Origin of the sequence: Mesorhizobium sp. M0816, from assembly GCF_040320005.1 — a bacterium.
Lineage (GTDB): Bacteria > Pseudomonadota > Alphaproteobacteria > Rhizobiales > Rhizobiaceae > Mesorhizobium.
Genome location: NZ_JAMYOT010000052.1, coordinates 1 through 25,263, shown reverse-complemented (window position 1 = coordinate 25,263; position 25,263 = coordinate 1). Strand labels below are relative to the sequence as shown.

The window sequence follows — 25,263 nt, the reverse complement described above, 5'->3', positions numbered from 1 at the left end:
ACTTCTACTAAACCGCCGCCAAACGAATACGGCACCAAGTCGTCGCAATAGGAATATCCACAGGGAAATTTTTAAGCCAACGGGGAACAGCCGATTTGCTTAAGAGTCCATTTTGAAATTCAAGGATGAGCATTTCGGCGGATGAGGTTTGCGCCCATTGCGACGAGGATCATTGCATGAGAGACGTTGATGCGCTGCTCGTAGTCGCGCACGAGGCGGCGCCATCGGGGCATACAGCCAAAGGTCCGCTCGACGACCCAGCGTCGGGGCATCCGAAGCTAGGCGCGAACCTGCGAGCCCAAGCAAAAGAAACGCAACTCGCGGCTCCTTAAGCTTGGGCTTCGGCGGCCTCCAGGCCGAATTCGAGGGGATCAGGGACGGTCGCCGCGAAAATATCGAGATAATTTCGCCGTTTCGTGGGCGATGCTTGGCCGAGCTTTTCGACTTTCTGAGAAACCGTCTCCTTGAGGCGTTCAGCGCTAGGTTTCAGGCTTTCTTCGACGATCTCAATTCGCGCGTCGATAGTCGCTACGTCCGCTGTCGCCTCCGCTTCTTTTCCAGATCCGCCACTCGACGCGGCTTTAGCCGGTTTCGGTTGCGGCAGGCTGGCTTTGTGATTCACGGTGCGAGTTGCGGGCTCCTTTGTTGCTGGTGCCGCTTTCATGGTCGCAGCGACAGTCGGCATCACCGCAGAACCGTTGAATGGTGATGACATTCTCTTTTCGAAATCAGCCATCCCGGTAGTCGGGGCACCGGCATCTTCCGCTGGGTGGCCGGCTTGCGCGTAATCGTCAGTCAAAGCCGGCACGGGTTGAATCGGAAGATATTCGATCGGCGGCACGTCCGGAGTGTGCGCCTGAGAAAAGGCTTCGGCGGACTTGAATGGCTGTGTCTCGAAAAATCGCAGCTTGTCGCCGAAGATCGGGCGCTGGCCTTCAACAAGCAGTACCATCTTTCTCTCCGGCATCTGCCGGATTTCCTGCGGCATCATCAGGTCACGCTCGCGAATCTGTTCGACCTTCGTGCGCCTTGGCAGGCCGAAGAGCTCGATCGTGCGGGATTCCGACTGGTAGCGGATGGTCCGCTTGCCGAGTGCACGGGATGCATAGTCAGCGGTCGCCTGATCATTCGCGCCTAGAATGAGCTGATAACCACAATTGCCGAGCAGCGAATGCCGGGAGGTTTCGCCGTAAATCTCGTCGAGATTCTTCAAGTCCTGGATGATGATGGCGAGCTTGATGTTATACCCTGCCACATAGGGCAGCTTGGTCATGATCTCGTCCATCTTCTTGAGCTGCCGAAATTCGTCGAGCAGGAAGTAGACCGGCAGTGAGTTCGGATCGTGCTCGAGGGTGAGAATGTCCATTGTCTGTTGCACGAACAGCGTCAGGAGCGGCTTGAGCAGCGTGATATCCGTGATGTTGGGCGCGAGGTAGACGGAGATCGGCCGACGCTTCATCGCACGGAGATCCATGTCGGTGACGTTCGTCGCGGCAACGACACGCTCGTTCTTGAATGGCCGCATCGCCTTCTGAATATCGAGCAAGGCTGAAGCGGCCGCGCGCTCGGAAAGGGCTAGGTAGGCGTTGAAGCTTTCTAACGTGAATTTGGACAGGTACGGCTCTTTTGCCTTGATGAATTTCATCAACGCCTGTAGGTCGACGCCGCTGTTGAAGAACGAGTTGACCTCCCCGAGATTGCGCCGGCCGTTATAAAACGGGCTTTCCAGCACATAGCTGATAGCGCCTGCCATGACCTGTTGAGCGGTCGCCTGCCACACCGAGTTTTCGGATTCGGTGTTTTCGGGAACGAGAATACTCGCAGTGTTCTGGATATCGGTCGTGCGATTTCCGCGTTCCTGGCGAATGAAGTCGAGAGGGTTGTAGCGGTTGGTCCTCTCCGCGCCTGGCGCGAAAAGGAAGACTTGGCTGCCGTTGCGCCGGCGATAGCCTGCCGTCGCCTTGAAAATCTCTCCCTTGAGGTCGGTAACGATCATCGACCCTTCATGCAGCAACGCATTCGGAATGACATAGCCGGCGCCTTTGCCCGATCTTGTTGGCCCGATGATCAGATGGTGACGATCATCCTTGGTGCGCAGGATATTGCGGCCGACACGACCGAAGACATGGCCGGCTTTGCGAAACCACTTGCCGCGGCGCAGAGAGGCGATGTCCTGAAAGGCCGCGTCACCGAGTGGGCTGCCTTGCGGCCGAAGGCCGATGTAAGAGACGAGGCCGCCGGCGAGGAGGGCAGGGACGAGCGCCCAGCTCGCGACCATCTGCAATGTGGCGTTGCTCTTGTAGAGCCAGAATTGTTGCAATGGGGCGAGTGGATTGGTGGTGATCGTCGCTTCGAGAATGCGGCCGTCACGGAAAAAAATCTGGAGGCCAAGGCCATAGCCGAGAATCCAGACTGCAAAGACAATTCCAGTGCAGAAGAGCAGGTAAAAGGCCTTATAGCCCTGGCTCATGATTCATCCCGGGCAAAGAAGATTTCCGACACGCCGCGCTTGCCGCCGTCGCGGCGAAGCTGAATGACGATCGGGATGACCATCTGAATGTAGGACATCAGATCGGCCTTGGAATAACCTGACGACATCCCAGCCTGTTGCATCATCATGGCAAGTTGCTCGTAGGCACCCATCGGCGTGTCGGCATGGACAGTGGACATGCTGCCAGGGTGGCCGGTGTTGATCGCGCGGAGGAACGAGAAAGCTTCGCCGCCGCGGATTTCGCCGACAAACAGGCGGTCGGGGCGCATGCGAAGCGATGCTTCGAGCAGGCTTTGAATCGTCACGTCAGCCGTGCCCTGATCGCCCTTTGAGGCGACGAGGTGCACCTTGTTGGCCTGGGGCGGGAACAGTTCGCGTGTATCTTCCAACGTCAGAATGCGCTCATGGGCATCGATGCTTTTCAAGCACGCGTTGAGAAACGTCGTTTTGCCGGAGGAAGTGCCGCCGCTGATCAGGATCGATACCCGTTTCGTAATGGCCGTATGGATGAAGTCATAGATACGGCCGGCGCGCAGATGGGCAATCAAGTCGCGATCGTTGTCACTTAGGCGGCCGACGGCGACCGATACTCTGTCTAGCGAGCCGCTGTCGCGATACTCCTCGAGCGTGAAGTTGTTGACCACCTGCTTGCGGATTGAGATTGAGCCGCCTTCGGGAGCGGCCGGCGGCAGGACGACCTGAATGCGTTCGCCTGTCGGCAGCGCGGCGCTGAGAATGGGCTTGGAGTGGCTGATAAACTGACTTGTCGCGCCGGCGACGCGCTCTCCGATGTTCTGGATTTCGGCGGCCGTCAGCTCATGAATCTCGTGGTGCTCCATATGGTCGGAGCCGAGACGTTCGACATAGACATGGCCGGGCTTGTTGATCGAAATTTCGACGACGCGCGGGTCTTCCAGGAATGGCTTCAGCGGCGCCAGCGCGCGATCAAGAAAATGATAAGGGTTCGGGGCTCTACCTACGGCGACGTTCACGCTGAATTTCCTTCATCGCTTCGGTGACGGGATCGTCGTACATGGCGCTGAAATCGAGATCCTGTCTGACATAGACAAAGATGCGTTCGCCTTGGCTAACGCTGATGGTCGGGGGGATGCGGAGATTTTCGCTCAAAGCCTGGTTGGCCATGTCGCTGAAGGTTTGAGCAATTGTATCACGCGCCAGTTCCTCGCCACGTTTCGTATCGTCGTTGTTCTGCCCGTACGCTTGGTCGCTTCCGAAGCCGGTCAGGTAGCTGGCGCCGGCGCCGACGATGGAAAGGACGATGGCCGACCCGAAACGTTCGCGCCATTTGTTGTCGACATGGCCGGTGAGACCGGAACGGCCGAGACTGTCGCTTCCGATCGAGTTCAGCCGGACACTCACGCCATCATCACGGATAAGCCGCGTCCAGATGACGAAGATACGTTTTTGTCCCCTGGTCACATCGGACTGGTACTCACCGATCAGACGCGTTCCCGTCGGGATGAGGATACGGCGGCCATCGAACGAATAAACATCCTGAGACGTGATCGCTCGAATCTGCCCCGGCAAGTCGCTGTTGATCGCCGTTTCGAGGATGCCGGGAATGAGAGTGCCTTCCGGGATCAAGGCATCAATGCGCTTGAGTTGGGTGGCTTTCGCGTCACGGTCGGCCAGGCTCGATGCAGCAGCGAGGAACTTGCTGTTGCGGTCTTCGCCAGCGACCGTAGGGCCGTTGCCATTGGCGCTGCCGAGCCCCCCGGCGCCGTCCTCAGCCTTGGCCTGGTCGAGGGAGATCAGACCTGATTTGTAGCGTAGCGGAAATTCTTCCGGTTGCGGTTCGTTCGCGGGGGGCGGCGTGACGGCCGGCTCAGTAACCGTGGGAGGCGGCGGTGGAACGTTGAAGCCCGTCGTATCGATCTTGGGTTCAATCAGTTCGGGCGGTGGCGGAATATTGATGATCGCCGGGTCGGGTTGCGGCTCCGGCTTATCCTGCTCGCGCACGAATGACGGGGGACGGAACGTCGTGGTCCGAAACTCCTCGTCGCCCTGGGTGATGTCATGAGAGGTTTCCTTGGCGGGCGCGAGGACGAAATAGCCGGCGATAACGCCACCGATTAGCAGCGCAGCACCGCCGAGCAGCTGATTGCGTTTGGCATTCTTGTTGGCGATGGCGGTATCGTCGCCGGCAAGCATGGCCTCTAATTCTGGAGATTGCTTCATCAGTTGCCGCTCCTCCAGCGCTTCTTAGCCTGGCGATCGGGAGCCGGGCCGTGGATGTCGGGGTCTGGGGTCCCGAAGTCGGGCTTTCGAAGGTTGAAAATGCACGTCCACTGATCGCCGTCGCGCAGCGTGTATTGAGTGGCGACGCCATCGACGACGAGATAGTCGCCCTCCGTGCGGAAATTGCGCAGCGTCTCGGAAAAATCCGATTGAACGGCAAAGATCGCTGGCACGCGGCCGTTGAATTTGAAGAAGGTCTTCTTGCCGTCATCGAAGACCATCGACGGTTTCATGGCCGCGTCGCCCGAGAACGAGTAGTCAATGTTGACGTTGGCCTTGTCGATGTTCGAAACGTTGGGGTTTGCCGCCCTGTATTCCGCCTCCTTGCGCAAGGCGGCGTTCAGATCCTTCTCCGGATAGACAAAGCGCACGCCGAAGACCTTGTGGCCTGCCTCTGGCGCATAGTCGTGCAGCTCGATGAAATAGATTCGTTTCGTCGTCACCACGTTCATATTGGTGGTGACGTTCTTGGCGATCGGTTTGACGAACAGGATGTTGCCCTTCTCGGAAGGCGCAACCTGCCAGCTTTCCGTGTCGCCGAGCGAGATCGTTTCGAATTTCTCGTCTTCGTCGAAAATGATCATGGTCGAAATGCCATAGGTAGCATTGACCGTGACCACGTTGTTCGGCTGATAGACGACACTGGTAACGCGCCCGTCGAGGTTGCCCGGACGAGGCGTTTGCGCGCCATGGGCGTGAGTCTGGATGACGACGGAAAGCGCCGCCGAAAACAGCAGGCGTTTCATCATCCCTCGTCCCCGGGCGTGACCGTTTCCTGGTCGCGGCGGTAGTTGTAGACCTGGAATCCGAGGGGGTTTTCAAACCGCCATTCATTCGTTTCCGGCGTCTCCGTATACCGGTAGCGCACAACCGAAATGTAGTGCCGGACGATCGACTCCGTGTCGGACTTTTCCGTTGTTGAGAACCTGACCAGCGCCGTGCTGGCATTCGAGAACGTCACGGACTTGACGTCGACCAGCACGCGCTTGTTTTTGCCGTAGACTTTGGTCGGATTGTTCGGGTTGGCTGCGCTGTACTGCTCTGCCAACTCGCGTGCCGCATCCCCGGTCGACAGCAGAGCGGCGATGCCGAAGGTTTCTTCGATGGCGAACGGATCATACCCCTCGCGGTGGCGGATATAGCGCACCACATTGGCTTGCGTGATGGCTTGCGTCTCTGTCAGGGTCAACGGCTTGGTCAGGCCTGTCTTGACCTCGATATAGCCGGTGTTCTTGTCCACCTCGACGATATACGGCTCGAAGCTTTTCAGCGGGACCAAGAGAACGAGTGCTGCGAGCGCCAGCAGCGTGATCGTGCCGAAAAGCAGCGCCACGAACCATGCAAGCGACCGGGAGCGCTTCGCCTTCTTGACGATCTCGTTTTCCCATCGATCGCCGTCCTGAAAATAGCTCCTCAGCGCACCTTCGTTGTCTGCCATATTGATCCAGCCCTTACTTTGCCTGCCAGCGAGCAGCCTCAGCGAGGCATGCTGTTGTTGGAGATTCTGTTCTGCATGGCAGCGCGCTCATTGGCCGCGCGAATGTTGGCAACCATGCCGGATTGGATACGATCGCGTGCACGCATACCGGCATCTCCGACCACGCCTGCCGTGCCGCGCGCAACGTCGAGTGCCTTCGTTGGTGCCGTCATGCCGGAGTATTGCGCAACAGCCCTCGCGACGTTGCCGATGCCCGCTGAGACGCCGCCGACGATGCTTTGCGCCAACACCTGGATATGGAAAAGAACGAACGCGCCTGCGCAGCACAGCAGCAGGAAAGCCGACACGTCGCTGAGCTGCAGCCGGCGTTGGTTCGCTGCATTCGTAACCTTGGTTAGTTCGGGATCCATGGCGGCGATGAGGAAGGCGGCAACCACATAGATGAACAGCGGTATCAGCGCGTAGAGAAGGACCTGTTGGAACCACGACACGCCGAGGCGTCGCGTCTGCTCGAACAGCATGCAGGCTATGAAGATCGGGGCCGTTCCGATGAGCACCCACATCATCACCTTCGCCAGCAACAGGATCGCCAGCGCAACGGCGATAAACACTGCCACGCAAAGCATGATGAGAAAGCCGATCATCGACGGCAGAATGGCGAAGTAGCCCGACTGTTCCGCAAACGCCGCCGCTGCTTCATTGGCGGTCTTCCAGATCATCGACAGGCCATTTGTCGGTTCGGTGATGCCGGTTCCCGTGGCAGTCAGGATCGCGCGCCCGACATCCTCGGGCGTGTTGTTCAGCCAACTGTAAAACAGCGTGTCGAAACTGCTCCATTCTCTGACGATCAGCAGAATGATCACCATCCGGGCGACACGGCCGATGACTTCGGCAACGCTGACCCTGGACGTTCCCATGAAGAGCTGCAGGCCGTAATAAGCGACATAGGCCAGGAACAGGACATTGAGCAGCGGCGTGACTTCGCTGCCGACAATCCCATATGCCCTTTCCGAGAAGGTTCTGCCTGTGTCTTCAATTCGGTCGAGGAGGTTGCCTAAGAAATCTTCCATTGCCGCCGATCGCCCTTACTGAGTTGCCATCGCCTTTATCGCCGCCATGGCCGTGGCCGGGTCACCGTTGACGTACGACATCGGGCCGCATTCCTGGCGAGGATCGGCAGCGTAGGACGTCAGATTTGCGGGTCGCTTGCAGGGGGCCGTTTTCTCTTTGACCGTACCGCAGCCGGCAACGCCGGCCGCGATCACGACCACGAACAAGGCCCTGACTATGTGAGCAGGCTTAGTTGCCACCGTAGGTCAATGCCTTCTTCGAGTTGGAAATGTCGGTGAGCCGGCGCTGGTTATCGGCCTGCAGGGAGCCGACAGCACCGTTCATCACGCCAATCAGCTCGTTGATGGTGAGGCCGGCCTGGACTTGCAATTGGGTGTTCTGATCGATCGACCCCTTGATGTCCTGAGCCTGGCCGATGCTCTGTCCCGCTTGCTCAAGGGCGCTCCGGCGCGTTGTCACGGCCTGCTGCGATCCGGTCACAAGGGCCGAGACGCCAAGGACCGTGTTCATCAGCTCTTCATAGGACTTGTCGCTGGAAAACCCGCTGTTTGACTTGCCAGAAAGGCTTTTCACAAGCTGCAGGCCATTGATGAAGGTGGTCGCGATCTTGCTGATGTCGCCACCCATTCCGCCGAAGTTTGGCACACCGCCTGACATGATGCTGTCGAAGGACGGCATGGAGGACACGCTGAAACCGTTGCCCACAGCCAGATTCTGCATCTGGTTGGCGTCACCGCCGCGATCGCCGGTGACGGCCTTCAACGTGTCTTCGACAGTCGACAGGATGTCCTTGTTCGTGTTCAGGATCTTGTCGGTGGTCATGGCCGTTTCCTTGGCCACCTTGAGATTGGCACTGTCGATGACCGGCACGCCTGAGGCCCATGCCGCGGAAGCAAAGAGAACCGAGCACGCAGTGAGGATAGAGCGCTTCATAGAAGGTCTCCTTATTGAAGCTTGAGTTGCAGGTTGAGGGTGGATTCACGCTCGCGCTTCTGGACACAGGCCTTGTCCGCCGGGCTCCATTCGAGCCCTTCGCGCGGGTCGCACAGACCAGTGGATTCGCGCAGCATTTCGCCTTTGTTTTTGTATCCGGATGACTGAGATGAGCCCGACGTTTCAGTCAGCTGCATCGCGTTTCTTGAATTGAACAGGTCCGCCATTGTCGTCCCGAGCAGGATGGCCTGGTTCATCATTTGGAGATTGGCGTTTCGCGCACCGGAATTGTGGTCCCAACTGTCCTGAATGGTTCCAGTGGTCAGGCCGCCGAGCTGCTGCAGCCATGACGCGACGTTGGCGCCGCTCTCCTGCGTGGCTTGCGACGTCGCCATGGCGTTGATCGTCGAATCCCGCATGCCAGTGTACGATGTGCTGCCGCCGCCATAGTTGATCGGGATGTTCGCCCCATTCGCCCCACCGAGTGCTGGCAGCCACTGTTGCGTGATCTTTTTGACGTAACCCTGTGTTTCCTTGAACGGCGGGATACCACCGTATTTCTGGACGTTGCCGTGACCAGAATTGTAGGCGGCAAGCGCCAGATTCATGTTGCCGCCGAACCGCCTGAGCTGCTGTTTCAGATAGCGGGCGCCGCCACGCAAATTGGACTCGATATTGTAGCGATTGACCCCGAGATCGCTTGCGGTCCCCGGCATCAGCTGTGTGAGGCCATATGCGCCGGCGCCGGATTGGGCGCATGGATTGAAACGGCTTTCCTGGTAGACGAGAGCCATAAACAGGTCCTCGTCGACGCCTTCTTCCCTCGCGACCCTTTTGACCAGGCCGACGATTTCCGGGTTGGCTTGCGCGGCCGCGACCGGATCGTCCTTGCGACCTTCCCTGTAGACGGAGCAGGTCACGCCTTTGTTGATCGAAAACCGGTCCTTGCCGGTCTCTTCGATTTCGCCGGTCTTGTCCTTCCGATCTGTTTTTGTACCGAGGTTCGCTCCGTCGATGACGGGAACACCGGACGCCATCGCCGGAACGGGGGTGGCGAGTGTTGTCACCAGCAGGCCAAGGGCCAGACGATTTCTCATTGAGCCTTCTCCCATCCGCAAAATTCGGCCAGCCACTTTTCCGGCTCGTCGCCGTATTGTTCCCGAAGTGCGGCGCACTCCTCGATCGTCTTCTTTCGGCCCGACAGGACCTTGACCATCTCGGGCATCGACGACAGATCGAGCCGGGCAATGACCGAGTCGTTCCCGTGCTTGACGAGAAAAGTGCGCTTCTCAGGCGGGGTGTTTTTGATGAAGTTGAATTCTTTGACCGTCAGGCCAAAGCGGGTGATGTAGCTTTCCTCGTCCGCGCGCGGATTAGGGAAGTGGATGTTCGTTGCCGATTGCTCGATCAGCGTGTGTGATGCGCGGGCCTTGGCGATGTCGGCCGCCGACTGCGTTCCGAAACCGACAATGCCGTTGAGCTTGCGGATAGTCTTCATCTTGTCGACGATGAACGCCGAAAAGGTCTCATCCTGGAGCAGCTGCCAGCCTTCATCCATGAAGAACATCACGGGATCGCCGTTCAGCAGCTCATCCAGCCGATGGTAGAGGTACATCAGCGCCGGTGTGCGCAACTCCTCATTTGCGAGGATGTTGGTCATGTCGAAGCCAAAGACACGATGTCCTGAGAACGACAAAACGTCGTGCTGAGCGTTGAACAGCCATGCCTTTTCGCCGTCGATCCATGGCCGCAGCCGTGCATGAAGGTCGTTGGCGTCTGCGCGAGAGCGACCGACGAGCAGGGTCGAAAGGTTCACCAAGTTACGCTCAGCCGCGGGCTCTTGCATGAGCCGAGCCAAGGCCTTTTCGAGTGTATCTTCGTCTTCCTGGCTAAAGTCGCGACGATCGTTGGCGCGAAGCATTGCCTTTAGCAGCCGCAGGAGAAATTCCCGGTTCGGTCCGGTGTTCTCGAGCTGCAGAGGGTTGAAGCCGGTGGGTGTTTCCGGGGACAGTACCTCGTAGGTGCCGCCAACTGCCCGAATGAAGATCTCCGCACCGCGATCTTTGTCAAAGAAAACTGCCTTGGGCGCGGGATTGATACGCATAGCCTGGGCAAGCAAGAACGTCAGGCCGACGGTTTTGCCCGAGCCGGTTGGACCGGTGACGAGGAAATGGCCAATGTCGCGTTGATGAAAGTTGAACCAGTACGGCGTTTGCGACGTCGTTTCGAGGATCGTGATCGGCAGGCCCCAATGCGCGCCGTCAGATTGTCCCGTCGCGAAATTGTGCATTGACGACAAACCGGCGAAATTGCCGCTCGACAGCAACGCCTTGCGGGCGATGTAACTGTGATTTCCCGGCAATTGCGCCCAAAAGGCTGCTTCGAGGTTCATATCCTCGCGCAGCCAGTTGATGTTCATGTCGGTGAGGCATGCCCCAAGCTCGGAGACCGCCTTGCTCACGCCCTCCAGATCGCGCGACAGGCACAACAGTGTCAGATGGTGGAAGCCGAAAACGGCTTCCTGGTTCATCAGGCTGTTAACTGCGAAATCGATGTCGTGTTCGACCGAGCTGCCCGCTTCATCCGAGGCCTGGATTTGACGCTGCAGGCGCGTAATTCGCTCTTGAGCAATGGGCTTGTCCGCAATCGTGAACGATTGCGTCAGAATGAACTCGTGATTGACTTGCAAAAGGCCGTCGAGCATTCCCGGCCCTGTGAAGGGGGGATATTCCTTTACCGACAGAAGCGCGCCGAAACGGCTGTCCTCGTCGACAGCGGCTTGTGCCTGCATGGTCCGCTTGCTGAAATGTAGGCGAGACGTGCCGACATAGTTGCTGATCCCCATGCGCGGGAGCCGCATCTTACGTGGCACGCCGCAGGTCAGGATTGTGTTGAAGAACTCGCAGGGTTCGGAATATGGCTCGCCGTCGCGGCGAGCGATGCCGAGCGCGCGCGCGCCGTATTTCTCGAGCTCGCGCGTGATGTTGGTGACAAGCTCCTCTAGTTCCGTCACGTCCTCGCGTGACTGCTGAGAGCGGCCGTCGCGGCTGGCGTTGTTGAGTATCCGCTTAAGGGTGTCACCGATGCCGAGCGCACCCCTCATGCCTGACCTGACGATGGTCAGGTAGATCTCGTTCGTGAACATGCGCTTGTGGCGTAACTGTTCCATGTAACGCTTGTCGAGCAGGTCGCAGAACGGATCATCAAAAGCGCCTCCGATCTCGATCTCAACCGCGCGGCGAATGACCGTCGACCACAGCGAAAACCGGCTGGAACCGAGCGCACGGATCATCGTGTTCTGCACGACGGAGCGCATGTTTAGCGTGGCCTGATCCTCAGTCTGGAAGAACAGGCCATCGAGCTTGATGACGCTGATCAAGGCGCCGTTTTCCAAGCCGATCACCGTATCGGAGACATGGCGCAAATACGGGATATGAGTCGACATAGGCCGCTCGTTTTGAGCGGCCTTCCCAAACCCAAGCTCTTCTGTGACGACTTTCAGCATCGGCTATGGTCCGTATGAATTGGCGCCCCAAAAGCTCTTGTTGCGCGTGCGGGGCGTCTTGCGCGACGCAACCTGCATCACGTCGAGGATCTTGCTGTCCCAGGTGCACAGCGTGAAAAGGACGAGGTAGGCGATTGGTGCGGTCAGCAGTGCCCACAGGGAGTTGGAGCCGAGCCACCCTATGATCGTGCAACCGACGACGATAACGACGGCCATGTACGGCACGCCCCAAAGCGTCGGTGAACGGGTCAAGCCGATCACCAGCGGCGTCAGGGCAGGCTTTTCGTCCTCGAACTCAGCCATCGCTATTTGCCGACAGCGGCAATCATTTCATCGACAATGGTCGGTGCGCCGAAGACCAGGCCAATGCCGACGATGACGGCGCCTGCCGTGAACCACGACAGCCGACCGGCGAAGGCGAGGAAACCGAGGCCGATCACTGCAATGATCGCTAGCAGCCGGCCGAACGGGCCGGTGATGAAATCCACGATCATTTGAACGGCCGTCTGCAGTGGCGCGAAGGCGCCGCCGCCACCACCACTTTGTGCCAAGGCTAGATCGACGCCGGCCATGTGCACGGCCGCAGCCAATCCAAGAACGGCTGCCAGCCTCCATGCGCCGACCCTCGGTCCCTCAATTGCATTGCACTTCATGCATTCTCTCCTTCAAAAGTGCATCACTCCACCGACAAACTTGCCGGTCTTCTTCACGGCGATGACACCGACGTCGCCGTCCTCACCACCGCCTGCGATTGTTGTGGTCCCGGATGCATTGGGCTTTCCCCTCGCCGCCGGCATGGGCAAACCGAGCTGGTAATTGACCACCTTGGCGACGTAGCCGACGGTTTCCCGGAACGGCGGGATGCCGCCGTATGCGTAGATGCGTTGCTCGCCGCTGTTGTAGGCAGCGGCGACAAGCAGAGGATTTTGGAACTCGTCGAGCAGGACCCGCAGGTACTTCATGCCGCCTTCTATGTTCTGCTGCGGATCGCAGATGTCCTCGACCTGGAACCGTTCGGCGATGGCAGGCATGAGCTGCATGGGGCCGCGTGCGCCCTTGTCCGAATTGCGAGTTTGGTCGAAGCCGCTTTCCGCCCAAACAATCGCCGTGGCGAAAACCTCGTCGACCTTGTGACGCCGCGCCGTATCGACGACTAATTTCTTGATTTCCGAAGGGCTTAGCGGTGACGGACCGCATGCCTGCACGCTTCCCGTGCTGTCTAGAGCCGGATTTTCTAAACCATTTCGGGTAATCTGTCCTGTCGGTATCTTACCCATAATGGTATTTTCCGCAGTGACGTCCTCCGTCGTGTAAGCCTCTTTCAGTGTACCAACATGGATATCTGCCTGTTGGTCCTTTTTGGCTGTCTTCTCTGGTGCGACAACGCCGTCCTCGCTGAGGACGTAATGACCGCTGCTCTGGCTCCATCTAGAATCGAAAATTTCACTGATCGCAGCGTCATTGACGCTTTCAGTTTGCGCGAAATCATTCACAAGGTTGGCGGATTTCTGCGCTTCCTGGGCCATTGCGGCGCCAGCGACGAGCACATTCAGCAGGGTCGAGCAAATCAGAGTTCCATTGCCTCCAATGCTGCTCGTTCTAGCCCTTTTCGTCATCGCGACCCCGCCCCATTTGCGGTGTTGAGATTGTGGCGAAAACCGATTAAGTTCGCCATTGTATGAACCGATTTGGTGTAGCGATACAAGTTTTTTCGCCACACTTAAACCCCAAAAGTGGGATTCGGTGTGAACCAATATGGTAAAGGGCTGGAAATGAAACGGACCATCCTTGCTGCATTCGCAGGTTGCGTTATCGCAACGCCGGCCTGGTCGGTGGACAACGTCAACAAGGACTACATCAAGTCGCTGGCGGCACCGGGCAAGACGGTGCTGGTCGTCGAATACTATGACGGCAGCGGCAAAGCCGTGGACCGAAAGGGCTACGCGTCAGCATCCGGATATGTGGCGGTATCGCCCACGGAGTTCCGGGTCGATGGCAAGACCAATCTTCACCTTTACGGTCTCCAGCCGTGCCAAGGTGAAATGGTCAACCGGAAGGAAGGCTTTGCCGGCACTTGCGCCGACTTCGCGCAACAGCAGCTGCAAATCATGCTGAAAAGCCCGAAGGTCATCTTCTGCCGGGCCTTCGTCAGCGAGCAGTCGTCACCAACGCAAAATGCCACCTGCTACGGCTACTACAATTATCCCGGCAGCCTCGATTCCGTTGATATGTTCGAGGAGCAGCTTTTGTCCCTCGGCGCGTTGCGCCTGACAAAAAAGCCCGATGGCTCCTATGACCGGCCAGACCTCGCGCAAGCCGAGGGTGTCGGCAAGGAAGGGTCCTACGGCATGTGGGCCGATCCGCGAGTGAAGGCCCAATGAGGCTTTCACTCGCCCTTACGCTCACCGTGGCCGGTGTCGCAACGGCACTTAGTGCGCCTGATGGCTATTTTGACCTGGAGCCGGGCATAACACTGGAAACCGGCGACACCTGGGTTTCAGAGGGGCAACGCTATCGCCTCTTCGGCGTTCAATCCTGCCTTCGCGGCACCAACTACACCGACTTGAAGGGGCAAAAGCGCGATTGTGGCGATGCGTCCCTGGCAATGTTTGCTGCCTATATCAAGGACACCAAGCCGGTTTGCGCGCCGGTCGCCAAGACCGCGGACCTAACCTACGTCATCTGCTATGCCACCCTTGGCAAGGATCGCCTCGACCTCGCCACCATGATGATTTCGAGCGGCTACGCCTTCGCTTCGCTCGATGATCAGGGCATGCCACTTCATCCGCCGTACTCCGTGGCCGAGCTGGACGCCCGCGAACGCAAGGCCGGTCTCTGGCAGTTCCCCGATGTTGTGCACCCGGCAGTCCTGTTGGCCAAGACAGCCAACGAGCACGCCAAGAGGGAGGCGAAGCGATGAAAGCTCGACTCCTCCTGTCGGCAGCAATGCTTGCCCTAACCGCTGAGGTCGTTGAAGCGGCTGATATCAGCAGGAATGAGCCTGTCCGCAAGGTCTACCGGCCAGCCGTAGAACCATCCGCCGCCCAAGTGACCCCGGGGCATCCTGTTCTAGGCGGACGGGTCGCTGTCATGGACGGGCGGACGCTCTGGTACCCCCAGTATGCACAGAGCGTCCAATTGGCTGACATCGACACGTGCGAGCTGCCGCAATGGGCACTCGATCCCAAGTGGGAAGAGCGCGAGCGCGTGAAGGCCCCTCCACCCGTTCCGTGCGGACCGTTTGCCAAGGCATGGCTTAAACGGACGGTCGGCAACAAGTCGGTGACCTGCAACGTCGTCTCCTACAGAGTCGACGGTACGGCGATCGCGCGTTGCACCACCGGCGCTCGAGATCTTGCCCTGGAAATGCTTCGTGTCGGTTGGGCGCGAGTTGCCTCTCCCTATCCGGTCAATGGCCAATATGCCGCCTATCAGCGTTACGCCATGGCCGCGCGCTACGGCATGTGGGCAACCTACGTGCTCGACATGACTGAGTGGCGCCGCAAGGCGGTCGACAAGACGCCAGATCGCCGGCCGATCGCTGATTTCAATCTGCTGGCCGAACGCGAGAGTGAAATATCCCCGCCCTTTGCCGATGCCCGCAAGCGACCGTTGAGGACAGACCGATAGTTGCCGGACTTCGTCTACGTGGCACATGCTTCGATGCGAACCTCTTCACCCGGCGACACGCCGTCTGTCGCCTGGGCGACGCCCGTAATCATCATCAAGAGGACCGCCTGACATGAAAGACCTGATCTATGCCGCCGGCATCGCCGGCGCCGCGCTCCTTCCCGCCACAGGGGCCAAGGCACAAGACGCATCCTGGGGCTGCCAAGTCCTGCTTTGCGCAGCCTCGCAAAACCCGTCTTGGCATGGCGTGGAATACTGCATCCCGCCGATGACCAAACTTATTGCTGCCATGTCGAAGCCTGGCTTTTCGTGGCCAATCTGCGACGAAGCAAAAGCCGGGGCAGCGGGTCGTGAGGACTATGCCGATTGCCCCGACGAGGCCAAGATCGGCTACAGCCAATATGGCCGGGACGGAAATCGCACCGTACCGGATCGTTGCGTCAAGACCGTCAACACCTGTCAAACGCACCCCGGTCTAAAGGGCCCCGCCAATCAAGCCGGCGTGATCTTGAACCGCCGTGCCCGTGACGGAGAAAACTCTTGCATCAAGGAGATTTCCTCGCAGCGGCCGAGGCGCGCTGACCCCTGGTACTTCGACATTCCGAATGATCAGGGCGTCAAGCAACGCCACTGGTTCAATCTGAATCTCTAGTGGGTCAGAGCGATGAACAATGCCGTCCTACTCGCCATAATAGCCGGCGTCGGCCGTGCGGCCGGCGCCGGCGGAACCTGGCTGGTAATTCCACACCGGACTGTCGAGGCAAGGACCATTACCAAGGCCGAGCTCACTGCGGCGATAACCGCGGATCCCTCACTGTGTCCTCTGCCAGTCGTGGAAAAACCGTCAGAGGGTGAGGCCCTGGCCGCCTATCAGAACGCGCAATCCAGCTCACCCTTGGTCTGGGATCGCAACGACATGCCGAAGATCTCATTTGCCCTTGGCCAGTGCGACAAAAACAACAACGGCCCCGGCGTTTCGTGCGTGACCACGGTCAAGATGTCGGCCGAGGCACAGCCTCTCAATCGTGTTGTCGGCTTCGCAAAGGCCGCCAACGGCGAATGGGTTGCTACAATCTTCTAGGCCGATACAGGTTGTTGTGGCCGTTCCATTCGAGATGGTGGGTAAGCATTAAGTGCTCCATGGTTTTCCAGTCGAAGATGTAGCAGATCACCTCACCCAAATGGCCCCGCCATCTCCATGACCGTCGCCATTTCCCCTTCTTCGAGACCCTTCCGCCTCGCGATCAAATATGCCGCGATATATACCAGTTTCTCGATTGATTCCCGGTGATCGGCTGGCCGATACGTCACCACGTCGCGCCGCGCCGCGGCCTCATCCAACGCGATCACATCGCCGGCCCAGCGCCCCTTCTCCTGTCGCAACGTTTCGGCCGCTCTTTGAGCTGCCATATGTCGTTCGGATATGTCGGCCAGTGTTAAGCCGACCCTCGCATCAGCATGAATCGCCGTACGATCCTGCCGAGCGAAATGGTCGTCTCGGGATAGATCATTTGAGGATTCTTCTAGGCTTCGCACGGCTTCATTCCTAGTGGAGGGCATCATGTAGAGAGTACGCTCAGCAACGATAAGTTGATTGAGGACGAAGGCACGATAGGATACGAAGCCTAGCGAAACGGAACGAAACCAGAGCCTATAAGTCATTGTTTAGGAACGGAAAGTTATTTCTCTCTCCGCCGAGAGACGGGAGTGATTTCAAAGAATTGTTCAAACGATTGGCGGCGGCGGGTGCGGGTCGGCCGTTGGGCAAAGACGGGTTTCCTGCAGGCCCATGGACGCCCGAGCTTCTTGCAGAGGCGATTTCACAGATTGATTCCAACCGGGTTGGGGTCGATCTGCGAACGGTGCAGCTTTGGTTTCAAGAGAACGAGAAGGGAATTAGCACTGCCAACATTCGTTGGCTGGCGAGGATTTTTGGATGCGATGATCCGGTGGCAACCAGCGAGTGGCAGATGGAGCTTAGTGCGGCGCAATCGCGGTTATCGGCCAAGAGACGAGAATGGAAGAGAGCCGGAAGCAGCGTTGCACAGGAGATTCCAGATACAGCACAGGCTGCGACCTTCGATGACGACACAGCGTCTCCGGCAGAGCTAAAACGGGATACTGACGCCAAGGGGCCGAGGCGGCGTTTTAGTTTGGCGAGGAAATCGGAGGCGTTTTTTAGTCACGGATCTCCCCTGAATTTACCGGCGTCGGTGTTTGCCGGCATGACCGCTCTCGGCTTTTTGTCGTACATCTTTGGTATCCACAACGTCACCTACGAGCGAGCGGACGGGCTCGTTAAGCAGGTTGGATTCCTTTGGGCCGCAAATTGGACACTCGACTTTATGGTGTTCTTACCGCTGTTTTTCTTCTTCGTTATAGAGTTGCTGGTCTTCTGGAGAAGTGAGGGGCGCAGAAAGCTCGCAGCGCAGGGCGATCAGGTGGAAAGCGACGACGCCTGGTTGCGCAACGTTGACGCTTCCTCGTACACATACTGGTCGGTTTTTTTGATTTGCTTGCTGTTCGCGGGTCTTTTTCAATGGATAGGCGTGTCCTTGATCCCGTTGATGAAGGGCGGTGGCAACTATGCCATGGATTGGGGAAGAATAGCTCTTGTGCGTCCTGAGCTCATATCTGTCCCTGAAACAGTCGTTTTTACGGGGCTCGCTTACCTATACATGTGCCTGGTGTTTTATCTTTTCTTCGCAGGTCTCATTTTGCTCTATACGGTTGTTCATGATCTTTGGAGAATTGGAGACGGATTGAAGAAACTGCCGCATGTTGATCATCAGCAAGAGCTCAATGAAGCCGGCCTCACAGTGATGCGTGGGGTTTTTCGGTGTACGGTTTTGGGGGTTCTGGTCGCCATATGGATGAAGGTCCAAAGCTCTTATCTGGCATCCAGTGGTGAGAATATTGTGGCGTGGTTGGTCGGCGATATGTCTTCGATGTTCCAAGGTCGCGATGATGTGAGCACCGGGTTCCGCTATCGTATGCCGACGCATTACAGCAGCCTTCTTATCGTTATTTCGACCTGTTTTGTATTTCTGTATGGCTCCATCCGATTAGGTGTCGGAGATCGATTTCATGCGCCTTTGTGGAAGATGTCGGCGGTCGTGGCGTTACTTGTTGTCAGCTACTTGTTGATCGACGCGTTTGCTGGCTTTTCGACCCTTCTGGCCATTTCAGTGCTAGTCGCACTATACGGCCTGTTCGATCCAGGATTAGGCCGCTGGCGACCGAGCGAGTTAGGAAACAATCAGAGTGTTTCATAGTTGGCTCGATCGTTGGGACGAACGCCGGGCCCTTCGCGGAGAGGAAGGGAAGAAACCAACGGATTTCGTCCTTGACGCGGAACGCGCCTTTCCAGGTGCGAAGAAGATTACAAGTATCGAGGAATTCTGTGCCCTTGCGGACCAAGCCGTGGCTGATCCAGCCTTTTTCGATGCGCCGAGTGTGAGTGATCAGGGTTTTGAAAGGCTAGATGGGTGGCTCAAATTTCCATCGGACATTTCTACTGATATCGAACAGAATAATGTCGTCTCGGCGAAAATCACAGAAAGCGGTTCGTTCGATCAGGCGATGGTGGTTTTTCACCATTGGAATGCAAGCGCCCGGAATCGTCAGATTGCCAACTTTTTCTCGCAGCGTGGCATCACGGTTGTCGAGATTGCTATGCCTTATCACTTCGAACGCAGCCGTCCCGGCTCCGTGCACGCCGACTATATGCTTAGCCCGAATCTCGGTCGAACGATCCAATCTGTAAGGCAGGCAGTGTTGGATGGGCGAAAACTCATACGTTGGTTGAAAAGCGAAGGCTATCGAGAGATTTCGGTTCTCGGAATGAGCTTAGGTTCCTGGGTTGCGGCCATAGTTGCGGCACACGACTTGGCTGTGTCAAAAGCCTCGTTGTTTTTGACGGCGGGGAGTCTAGCGGATATGGTCTGGACGGGCCGCGCGACACGATCGATACGCGATAGCCTTGAGCCTGAGATTAAGCTGACCGATCTCAGAAGGGCCTGGGGTCCACTTAACTTGGAGAATTACGCGCATAGTCTGGCACGGCCCGATCTCGATCTCCATATTGTGTTGGCTAAGAGAGACAAAGTGGTGTTGCCAGAGCTATCGGAGAGGTTCATGCAGAGGCTGAAGGACGCCGGGGCTAGGCCAAATATTTTGGAATTAAACTGTGGTCACTATTCGCTCGCCATGCCGCCTTATATTTTGTTGGCCGGTTTGAGCTTGAAGCGGTTACTAAGGCGCGGCCGTTGAGCGGTTTCTGTCATCTGCTGACAAGTCGGCCCGGCGAGTATGAGTTTGGCGTTGGCCGGTCAGTTCACGAGTAAATTCTCTGGTAGGCGTCACGACACGAAAGTGATGAATCTGGGGTCGCCCCCTACCGAGAACCGACCCGTGCCGCTAATCCTCGCTTCAATCATCGCCGCACCAGCTCCGGAAAGATTTGCGCCCGTTCTCCCGCGCCCGCATTATCTCGCTTTTTAGCCTCTGAAATCCATCAAAGGCATGATGCGTGTTTGATATCTTAGTCTAAGATTATAGTCGGCCGGGGCCCCACTTCAGCAGGAGGGCAGGATGTCCAAGCGCGTTCCATTTACTGAGGGAGATTTAACGGACCATCAAAGGGGCACCGATGACGTCCTTGTGGGCGACAACACTGTAAACGGCTTGTTTGGGGATGCTGGCGGCAGCATGTTCGACCATGCTCGGGGTGGAAATGATACCCTAACCGGCCCCAACAACGTCACCGGTGGCGACGTCCGCCATCTTCTCTCGGGTGACGCGCTGTTCCAATTCGATTTCGCTCGGGGCGGCAACGATGCCCTGATTGGCGTCAGCAACAGCAGCAGCGATGCCGGGGTTTTCAATGAAGTCTGGGGCGAGGCAGCAAACATGTTCAACTCCGCTCAGGGCGGCAACGATACCCTGATCGGCGGCAACAACACTGGCGGTGGCAGTGCCCTAGTTGACAATGCTCTCGTGGGCGACGGGGCAAACATGTTCAACTCCGCTCAGGGCGGCAACGATACCCTGATCGGCGGCAACAACACTGGCGGTGGCCAGGTTATTAACTCTCTCTTCGGCGATGCATTTGTTTTCGTTGACTCCGCCAAGGGCGGCAACGATACCCTGTACGCTGGGACCGCTGCACCCGGCAGCTTGGTCAGTAACCTAATGTGGGGCGATGGGGAATTTGACAGCGCTCAGGCTCAAGGCGGGAGAGATCTGTTTGTTTTCAAGGACGATGGTCCAATGACAGTCGGAATCAATAACAGAATCGAAGACTTCAGCCAGAGCCAAAAGGACAAAATTGAGTTTAGCGGCGTGGAGGATGTGCAATCTTTCAATGATCTCACAATCACCAGAATTGGAACTGGCACCATCATTACCGCAGGAGCGGATCAAGTCACTCTCGATAATTTCACGGGCACGTTGACCGCGCATGACTTTCTGTTCGTGTGATAGCGGAATTCCCTTCGCCGCACGAACGCCTCATTACTGTTTAAGCATTTGCTATTGGGTGTCGCAGACGAGGCGACCCGAAGCGGTCGCCGGTGGCAAGCAATAAATGTCCCTGTATGACCCCGAAGCGGTCTCTTTTGACCGGCAACGGGTGAGCAGTGCGCGTTGATTTAGAACCTGGATCACACCGCCGCGAGCGAAATCCACGCTCGCGTTTGGCCCGTCGGCGCGCCTTATTGTTTGCCCGGTCATAGCTAGCCGTTCGAATGAGTAATCCCCGCCTTCGGGCCGACCAACAGCCATGTCGTCATCTTGCCCTTGCCCTTCACATCAATAGGGCCGCGGCTTTCGAGTTCAAACTGGTCCTTCACGAGTTCGTAGGTCTCCGGCGAAATCTGGATCCTGCCCGGCACGCCTGTAGTCTCCATGCGCGATGCGACATTCACCGCATCGCCCCAGACGTCATAGAAGAACTTCTTCACTCCTACGACGCCCGCAACAACCGGGCCGCTGGCTATCCCGATGCGGATCGACAAGGCGCGTTCATGTGGATCGCGCATCCGGCCGGCGGCATTGAGCATTTCGATCCCAAGACGGACCAGAGCAGCGGCGTGATCCGATCGCGCCACGGGCACGCCGCTGACAACCATGTAGTTGTCGCCCGTGGTTTTGATCTTCTCCAGGCCGTGGCGTTCAACCAGCTGATCAAAGGCCGTGAAAACGTCGTTGAGGAATCCGACAAGTTGGTCGGGTGAAGTCTGGCTGACCTCCGCGGTGAACCCTGCCATGTCGGCGAAAAGAATCGACGCGTGCTCGTGCTTGTCGGCGATGACTTGCGTGGGACCGGACCTCAGCCGATCTGCAATAGCTGTAGGTAGGACGTTCGCCAGCAATGACTCGGATCGCCCATATTCGAACTCTGCGATTGACTCGGAGCGTGCGGCTTCGCGAACCGCATAGAACACCACGGCGAACATGACCGTCGTGGTGGCAGTCACAACCGCGATGAAGCCGCCTAGCATTGCTGCCTCGTCTAGGAGACCGGCGTTGCGCGGAGCAAAGATTTCCAGAGCCAGGATCAACACCAAGGAGAGAACGCCGACGATGAGTGGATGTGCGACGGGTTCCACACCTAGAACTAGCACCGCGCCGGCAGCAAATGCCAAGTACTCCATTTGCATGCCGCTATCGGTACCGACCAAGAAGCAAACGACGAAAATTGCGGGGTAACTCACCAAAATAAAAAACATAGCAGCAACGCTCGGTCCTATGCGATGCAGCAGAGGAATAGCAAACAGAAAAACCGCCATTCCCATATCAATGAGACCGACGGTGCGGAGCTTGAAGCTTGGCAGGAATAAAGCGGCGAATCCCAGCCAGACCCAGGCCATGCTCCAACACGTGATATTGAGGACGCGAAGTCGTCTGGCAACTTTCCTCGGATACCGTTCCGTTCCGTAGCTGAGGGCTTCAAGCAGGCGCATTAGAATTATCCGTGAAGAAAATTGGCGACCCGAAAGGGGCATTGGCCGCGCCTAGATTCTTGACGCTTTTGCTGCCATTTCCCAGTCACGTCGGCCTGCCCGTGCCCCCGTCAGCGGCCGCCGGCCACGCAGTTCGAGATCAGCCCACGTCAGGCCGAAATGATCGCCCACAACTGCGTCACCCCCATCGCAAGGATGAGGATGGTGCTTGCTCCGGTGAACAGCGCCGTAGGTATCTGCTTCAGGTGAGCGCCGAAGCTGCTGCCCGAGAAGTCGTCGACCGCATCGTCCAGCATTGCCTTTAAGTCATCCAAGGCGGCCTTGGCTGCCAAGACTCCGTAAGCCGTGATTGAAACCACAATCGTCGCGAGCGCGAACCTGGCAGCTAGTCCCGCTGATGATGTGTATGCAAGGATCGCGAACATGATCGCGATGTTGGCGAAAAAAGTGATCGCGTATGTCTGCGTCACATGGGCAAGTCGCGCAGCTGTCGCCGCTAGGTATTGATCAGCGGTGAGTTTCGCCATGTGCTCCTCCGGCAAGTGACCCGCTTGGGTACCGAGTTGCAAATGCTAAAGAGGAAGCGAGCTCTTTCTTCCCTCGTTAAAGGCCACCAGAACGGAAGCGAAATTTCCCGTTCTGCTCGCAGCTCTCCATCCCAACAACTTAGCACAAGTTGAAGGGAACTTCAGCAGCTCCTAAAGAATAATCGTGGGTCGTGCTCCGGCCTGTGAATGTCCGAAATGGTGCGCATCGCGACCGTTCGTCGTGAGCGGGCGTCTGCTCGCCACCCTTCCACGACGCTCGCGAATGAAAATTGACTCGAAGCAGACGGACAGGCCTTACACGCGCATCAGCATCAGTCCGGCGAGCACCACGGCGACGCAGATTGCTCGGGCTGGCGTCAACCGCTCGCCTAGGAAGACAACGCCGATCATTACGGCGAACACGACGCTCGTCTCGCGCAGCGCGGCGACGAGGGCGATCGGCGCGACCGTCATCGCCCAGATGACGATAGCATAGGCGCCGAGCGACAGCGCCCCGGCCATAAGTCCCGGCCGCCATTGCTCGACAAGCATGCGCTGAATGCCTCGGCCGCGCACTATCAGGGCGTATATGAGGAGTGGTGCGCCGTCGAACGCGAAAACCCACGCGGTGTAGCCGAGCGGATCACCCGAGGCGCGAGCGCCGAGGCCGTCGGAGATCGTGTAGCTGCCGATGAAGAGCGACGTCGCAAGCGCGTAGACGACGCCCTTCGGCGCCCGCATCAAAACGCGGATACCCTGGTCGAAGGTCAACGCGATAATGCCGACTCCCAGCGTTACCACGCCTAGGATCTTCGTCGTGCCGACCGGCTCGCCGATAAAGGCGAGGCTGACGATCAGTGTGATGAGCGGCGCCGTGCCACGCGCCAGCGGATAGACCTTGCTAAGTTCACCATGCGCATAAGCGTTGACGAGGAAGACATTGTAGCCGACGTGAAGCAGCACCGAGGCGATAAGCCACGGCCAGGCTTCACGCGCCGGTGCCGGCAAGCAGGAACAGGCCGGGCGCGGCGATCAGCGCGCTGAAGGTGGCGAGCAGCGTGACGACGCCCAACCGGTCGCCATTGACCCGCACGATGGCGTTCCAGCTGGCATGCAGAAGGGCGGAGATGAGGACGGCGAGGGCGACGGCAAGGGACATTGCAGGAGGGTAGGTTAGCAAGCAAGGCCCCGAAAAGCGACCTCATCGAACCGTCGCAAACGAAATCGAGCGCCGCCGAGGGTGTATAGGAGAAAAAACCTTGGCGATGGCGATTCTGAAGGCTTGGGGGACGTCGCAGCTCAACCAATCTGCAGAAAGGGTGGCTGGTCGGCGAGTTGGGGCTCGCCCACGGACATATTTCGGCTGGTAGCGGCTGGCATCCTTGGCTGCTTCAAGGCAATCTGAGACGAGGACGAATTCTACACCCAAGGAGGAGGTCCGCATCGCTTGATGGGCCTCTGAATGGCATGAACTGGAGCGCATTTTGCCCGTTCCCGAAAAGTTGGGCGAAGGGTAAGCGCGAATTTCCCCGCACCTTTTGCTGTTGAGTGCTCTGATGCATGAGGTGTCCACCAAAATAGGTGGACACCTTGTGATGGAAGAAGATGAGCAGAAACTGCGGGTGAGGCTTGTCGGTCGGGACGGGCGACGCCGATACGACCCGGCATCGAAGGACCGTCTTGTCTCGGCCTGTCTTGAGCCTGGCGTGTCGGTATCGAGGCTTGCGCTCGAACATGGGGTCAATGCGAACCTTCTTCGGAAGTGGATAAAGAAGCGGGCGGAGACCCAGTCCCTCCCGCAGCCCCCACCATCGGCGTTCATCCCGGTTCAGATTGAAAGCACTTCCGATCGGGCCTTGCTGCGACAGAGCAGCATGGCTGCGGTGGATTTGCCGGGGACTTGCGATGGGGCACGTAGGTCGGCCGAAAAGGACTGCGCCTTTTTCCTCTCCAGCCAAGGTGAGCGCGTCGCTGCCGAACGGCGTGAAGTTGACGCTGGAATGCGGTGATGTGGATGCGTTGACGGCGACCATCGGAGCACTGGGTCATGTTCAGACTGGGCGCTGACCTGAAAGTCTACCTGCACCGCGAGCCGATCGACTTCCGGGCCGGCATCAACAGCCTTGCGGTTCTGGTCCAAGAGACGATGGCGCTCGATCCGTTTGCTCCGGCGGTTTTTGCGTTCTGCAATCGCCGTCGCGACCGGATGAAGCTCCTGTTCTTCGATCGGTCGGGCTTTGTGCTGGTCCTGAAGCGGCTGACCGAGGACAAGTTCCGGTGGCCGCGCCGGGAGGCAGCGGTGGTCACGCTTACGACCGAGCAATTGCACTGGATCCTCGACGGCATCGACATCGATGCGATGGTCCGCCATCCGGTGCGGCAATATCAGGTTGCGGGTTGAGGGCTCTCGAATTGAGCGGTTGACGCGGCGGCATGCTTTCGAT

At 58.0% G+C, this 25,263-nt stretch carries 27 protein-coding genes and 2 pseudogenes; 10 read left to right on the top strand and 19 right to left on the bottom strand.

Going from position 1 to position 25,263, the window contains the following annotated elements:
- Positions 1–119 precede the first annotated feature (119 nt).
- From NKI17_RS34840 to NKI17_RS34775, 14 genes and pseudogenes are all read right to left on the bottom strand, one after another.
- A pseudogene (locus NKI17_RS34840) lies at positions 120–272 on the bottom strand (transposase); the annotation flags it as partial.
- A 56-nt stretch (positions 273–328) separates the two neighbouring features.
- Positions 329–2,470 (bottom strand): type IV secretory system conjugative DNA transfer family protein, encoded by a 2,142-nt coding sequence (locus tag NKI17_RS34835; protein ID WP_352907689.1) that lies wholly within the window; start codon positions 2,468–2,470, stop codon positions 329–331.
- Positions 2,467–3,483 (bottom strand): P-type DNA transfer ATPase VirB11, encoded by a 1,017-nt coding sequence (virB11, locus tag NKI17_RS34830; protein WP_352907687.1) that lies wholly within the window; start codon positions 3,481–3,483, stop codon positions 2,467–2,469. The genes NKI17_RS34835 and virB11 overlap by 4 nt, the downstream gene beginning before the upstream one ends.
- Positions 3,464–4,690: a type IV secretion system protein VirB10 gene (virB10, locus tag NKI17_RS34825; RefSeq protein WP_352907686.1), complete on the bottom strand. Its 1,227-nt coding sequence runs from the start codon at positions 4,688–4,690 to the stop codon at positions 3,464–3,466. The genes virB11 and virB10 overlap by 20 nt, the downstream gene beginning before the upstream one ends.
- Entirely contained in the window at positions 4,690–5,499 is an 810-nt protein-coding gene (gene virB9 / locus NKI17_RS34820; protein ID WP_352907684.1) for a P-type conjugative transfer protein VirB9, read from the bottom strand. Before virB9 ends, virB10 begins: the two co-directional genes overlap by 1 nt.
- Positions 5,496–6,188, bottom strand: a complete 693-nt coding sequence (locus NKI17_RS34815; RefSeq protein ID WP_352907683.1) for a VirB8 family type IV secretion system protein — start codon at positions 6,186–6,188, stop codon at positions 5,496–5,498. Before NKI17_RS34815 ends, virB9 begins: the two co-directional genes overlap by 4 nt.
- 38 nt (positions 6,189–6,226) lie before the next feature.
- Positions 6,227–7,258, bottom strand: a complete 1,032-nt coding sequence (locus tag NKI17_RS34810; protein ID WP_352825881.1) for a TrbL/VirB6 family protein — start codon at positions 7,256–7,258, stop codon at positions 6,227–6,229.
- A 15-nt stretch (positions 7,259–7,273) separates the two neighbouring features.
- Positions 7,274–7,498: a hypothetical protein gene (locus tag NKI17_RS34805; protein WP_425374551.1), complete on the bottom strand. Its 225-nt coding sequence runs from the start codon at positions 7,496–7,498 to the stop codon at positions 7,274–7,276.
- A complete protein-coding gene (locus NKI17_RS34800) occupies positions 7,488–8,192 on the bottom strand; it encodes a type IV secretion system protein (RefSeq protein ID WP_352907682.1) in 705 nt (234 codons plus the stop codon). Before NKI17_RS34800 ends, NKI17_RS34805 begins: the two co-directional genes overlap by 11 nt.
- Positions 8,193–8,203: 11 nt before the next feature.
- Complete coding sequence (locus NKI17_RS34795; RefSeq protein WP_352907690.1) at positions 8,204–9,229, bottom strand: lytic transglycosylase domain-containing protein; 1,026 nt, start codon at positions 9,227–9,229, stop codon at positions 8,204–8,206.
- Between the two features lie 56 nt (positions 9,230–9,285).
- On the bottom strand, positions 9,286–11,697 hold the full coding sequence (locus NKI17_RS34790) for a VirB4 family type IV secretion/conjugal transfer ATPase (RefSeq protein ID WP_352907681.1): 2,412 nt from the start codon (positions 11,695–11,697) through the stop codon (positions 9,286–9,288).
- 3 nt (positions 11,698–11,700) lie between these two features.
- Positions 11,701–12,000, bottom strand: coding sequence for a VirB3 family type IV secretion system protein (locus tag NKI17_RS34785; protein ID WP_120017274.1), 300 nt, complete (start codon positions 11,998–12,000; stop codon positions 11,701–11,703).
- Positions 12,001–12,002: 2 nt separating this feature from the next.
- Complete coding sequence (locus tag NKI17_RS34780) at positions 12,003–12,350, bottom strand: TrbC/VirB2 family type IV secretion system protein (protein ID WP_120017273.1); 348 nt, start codon at positions 12,348–12,350, stop codon at positions 12,003–12,005.
- A gap of 12 nt (positions 12,351–12,362) precedes the next feature.
- Positions 12,363–13,415: a lytic transglycosylase domain-containing protein gene (locus tag NKI17_RS34775; protein ID WP_352907679.1), complete on the bottom strand. Its 1,053-nt coding sequence runs from the start codon at positions 13,413–13,415 to the stop codon at positions 12,363–12,365.
- A gap of 54 nt (positions 13,416–13,469) precedes the next feature.
- Here NKI17_RS34775 and NKI17_RS34770 point away from each other — a divergent pair, with 54 nt between their 5' ends.
- The 5 genes from NKI17_RS34770 to NKI17_RS34750 all read left to right on the top strand — a co-directional run bounded on the left by NKI17_RS34770 (position 13,470) and on the right by NKI17_RS34750 (position 16,408).
- Positions 13,470–14,078, top strand: coding sequence for a hypothetical protein (locus tag NKI17_RS34770; RefSeq protein WP_352907677.1), 609 nt, complete (start codon positions 13,470–13,472; stop codon positions 14,076–14,078).
- Entirely contained in the window at positions 14,075–14,617 is a 543-nt protein-coding gene (locus tag NKI17_RS34765) for a thermonuclease family protein (RefSeq protein WP_352907676.1), read from the top strand. The genes NKI17_RS34770 and NKI17_RS34765 overlap by 4 nt, the downstream gene beginning before the upstream one ends.
- On the top strand, positions 14,614–15,327 hold the full coding sequence (locus tag NKI17_RS34760) for a thermonuclease family protein (protein WP_352907675.1): 714 nt from the start codon (positions 14,614–14,616) through the stop codon (positions 15,325–15,327). Before NKI17_RS34765 ends, NKI17_RS34760 begins: the two co-directional genes overlap by 4 nt.
- Positions 15,328–15,439: 112 nt before the next feature.
- Entirely contained in the window at positions 15,440–15,979 is a 540-nt protein-coding gene (locus tag NKI17_RS34755) for a hypothetical protein (protein ID WP_352907674.1), read from the top strand.
- A gap of 12 nt (positions 15,980–15,991) precedes the next feature.
- Positions 15,992–16,408 carry a hypothetical protein gene (locus NKI17_RS34750; protein WP_352907673.1) on the top strand — a complete coding sequence of 139 codons (417 nt, stop codon included), beginning with the start codon at positions 15,992–15,994 and terminating at the stop codon, positions 16,406–16,408.
- A gap of 92 nt (positions 16,409–16,500) precedes the next feature.
- Here NKI17_RS34750 and NKI17_RS34745 read toward each other — a convergent pair whose 3' ends face one another.
- On the bottom strand, positions 16,501–16,737 hold the full coding sequence (locus NKI17_RS34745) for a hypothetical protein (RefSeq protein WP_352907671.1): 237 nt from the start codon (positions 16,735–16,737) through the stop codon (positions 16,501–16,503).
- Between the two features lie 251 nt (positions 16,738–16,988).
- Between NKI17_RS34745 and NKI17_RS34740 the strand changes: the two genes are divergently transcribed.
- The 3 genes from NKI17_RS34740 to NKI17_RS34730 all read left to right on the top strand — a co-directional run bounded on the left by NKI17_RS34740 (position 16,989) and on the right by NKI17_RS34730 (position 20,808).
- Positions 16,989–18,602 carry an RcgA family putative transporter gene (locus NKI17_RS34740; protein WP_352907669.1) on the top strand — a complete coding sequence of 538 codons (1,614 nt, stop codon included), beginning with the start codon at positions 16,989–16,991 and terminating at the stop codon, positions 18,600–18,602.
- Positions 18,592–19,599 carry an RcgR family putative quorum lactone hydrolase gene (locus NKI17_RS34735; RefSeq protein ID WP_352907667.1) on the top strand — a complete coding sequence of 336 codons (1,008 nt, stop codon included), beginning with the start codon at positions 18,592–18,594 and terminating at the stop codon, positions 19,597–19,599. The genes NKI17_RS34740 and NKI17_RS34735 overlap by 11 nt, the downstream gene beginning before the upstream one ends.
- A 321-nt stretch (positions 19,600–19,920) precedes the next feature.
- A complete protein-coding gene (locus tag NKI17_RS34730) occupies positions 19,921–20,808 on the top strand; it encodes a hypothetical protein (RefSeq protein ID WP_352907666.1) in 888 nt (295 codons plus the stop codon).
- 254 nt (positions 20,809–21,062) lie between these two features.
- On the opposite strand, the gene NKI17_RS34725 is transcribed toward NKI17_RS34730, so the two are convergent.
- The 4 genes from NKI17_RS34725 to NKI17_RS34710 all read right to left on the bottom strand — a co-directional run bounded on the left by NKI17_RS34725 (position 21,063) and on the right by NKI17_RS34710 (position 23,999).
- Positions 21,063–22,292 carry an adenylate/guanylate cyclase domain-containing protein gene (locus NKI17_RS34725; RefSeq protein WP_352907665.1) on the bottom strand — a complete coding sequence of 410 codons (1,230 nt, stop codon included), beginning with the start codon at positions 22,290–22,292 and terminating at the stop codon, positions 21,063–21,065.
- 149 nt (positions 22,293–22,441) lie between these two features.
- Positions 22,442–22,819 carry a hypothetical protein gene (locus NKI17_RS34720; protein WP_352907663.1) on the bottom strand — a complete coding sequence of 126 codons (378 nt, stop codon included), beginning with the start codon at positions 22,817–22,819 and terminating at the stop codon, positions 22,442–22,444.
- A gap of 315 nt (positions 22,820–23,134) precedes the next feature.
- On the bottom strand, positions 23,135–23,827 hold the full coding sequence (locus NKI17_RS34715) for a DMT family transporter (protein ID WP_352907662.1): 693 nt from the start codon (positions 23,825–23,827) through the stop codon (positions 23,135–23,137).
- A complete protein-coding gene (locus tag NKI17_RS34710) occupies positions 23,808–23,999 on the bottom strand; it encodes a hypothetical protein (RefSeq protein WP_352907661.1) in 192 nt (63 codons plus the stop codon). The genes NKI17_RS34715 and NKI17_RS34710 overlap by 20 nt, the downstream gene beginning before the upstream one ends.
- A gap of 415 nt (positions 24,000–24,414) precedes the next feature.
- Between NKI17_RS34710 and tnpA the strand changes: the two are divergent.
- A pseudogene (gene tnpA / locus NKI17_RS34705) lies at positions 24,415–24,886 on the top strand (IS66-like element accessory protein TnpA).
- Positions 24,867–25,220: an IS66 family insertion sequence element accessory protein TnpB gene (gene tnpB / locus NKI17_RS34700; RefSeq protein WP_014761846.1), complete on the top strand. Its 354-nt coding sequence runs from the start codon at positions 24,867–24,869 to the stop codon at positions 25,218–25,220. The pseudogene tnpA and the gene tnpB overlap by 20 nt, the downstream one beginning before the upstream one ends.
- The last annotated feature ends 43 nt before the right edge of the window (positions 25,221–25,263 follow it).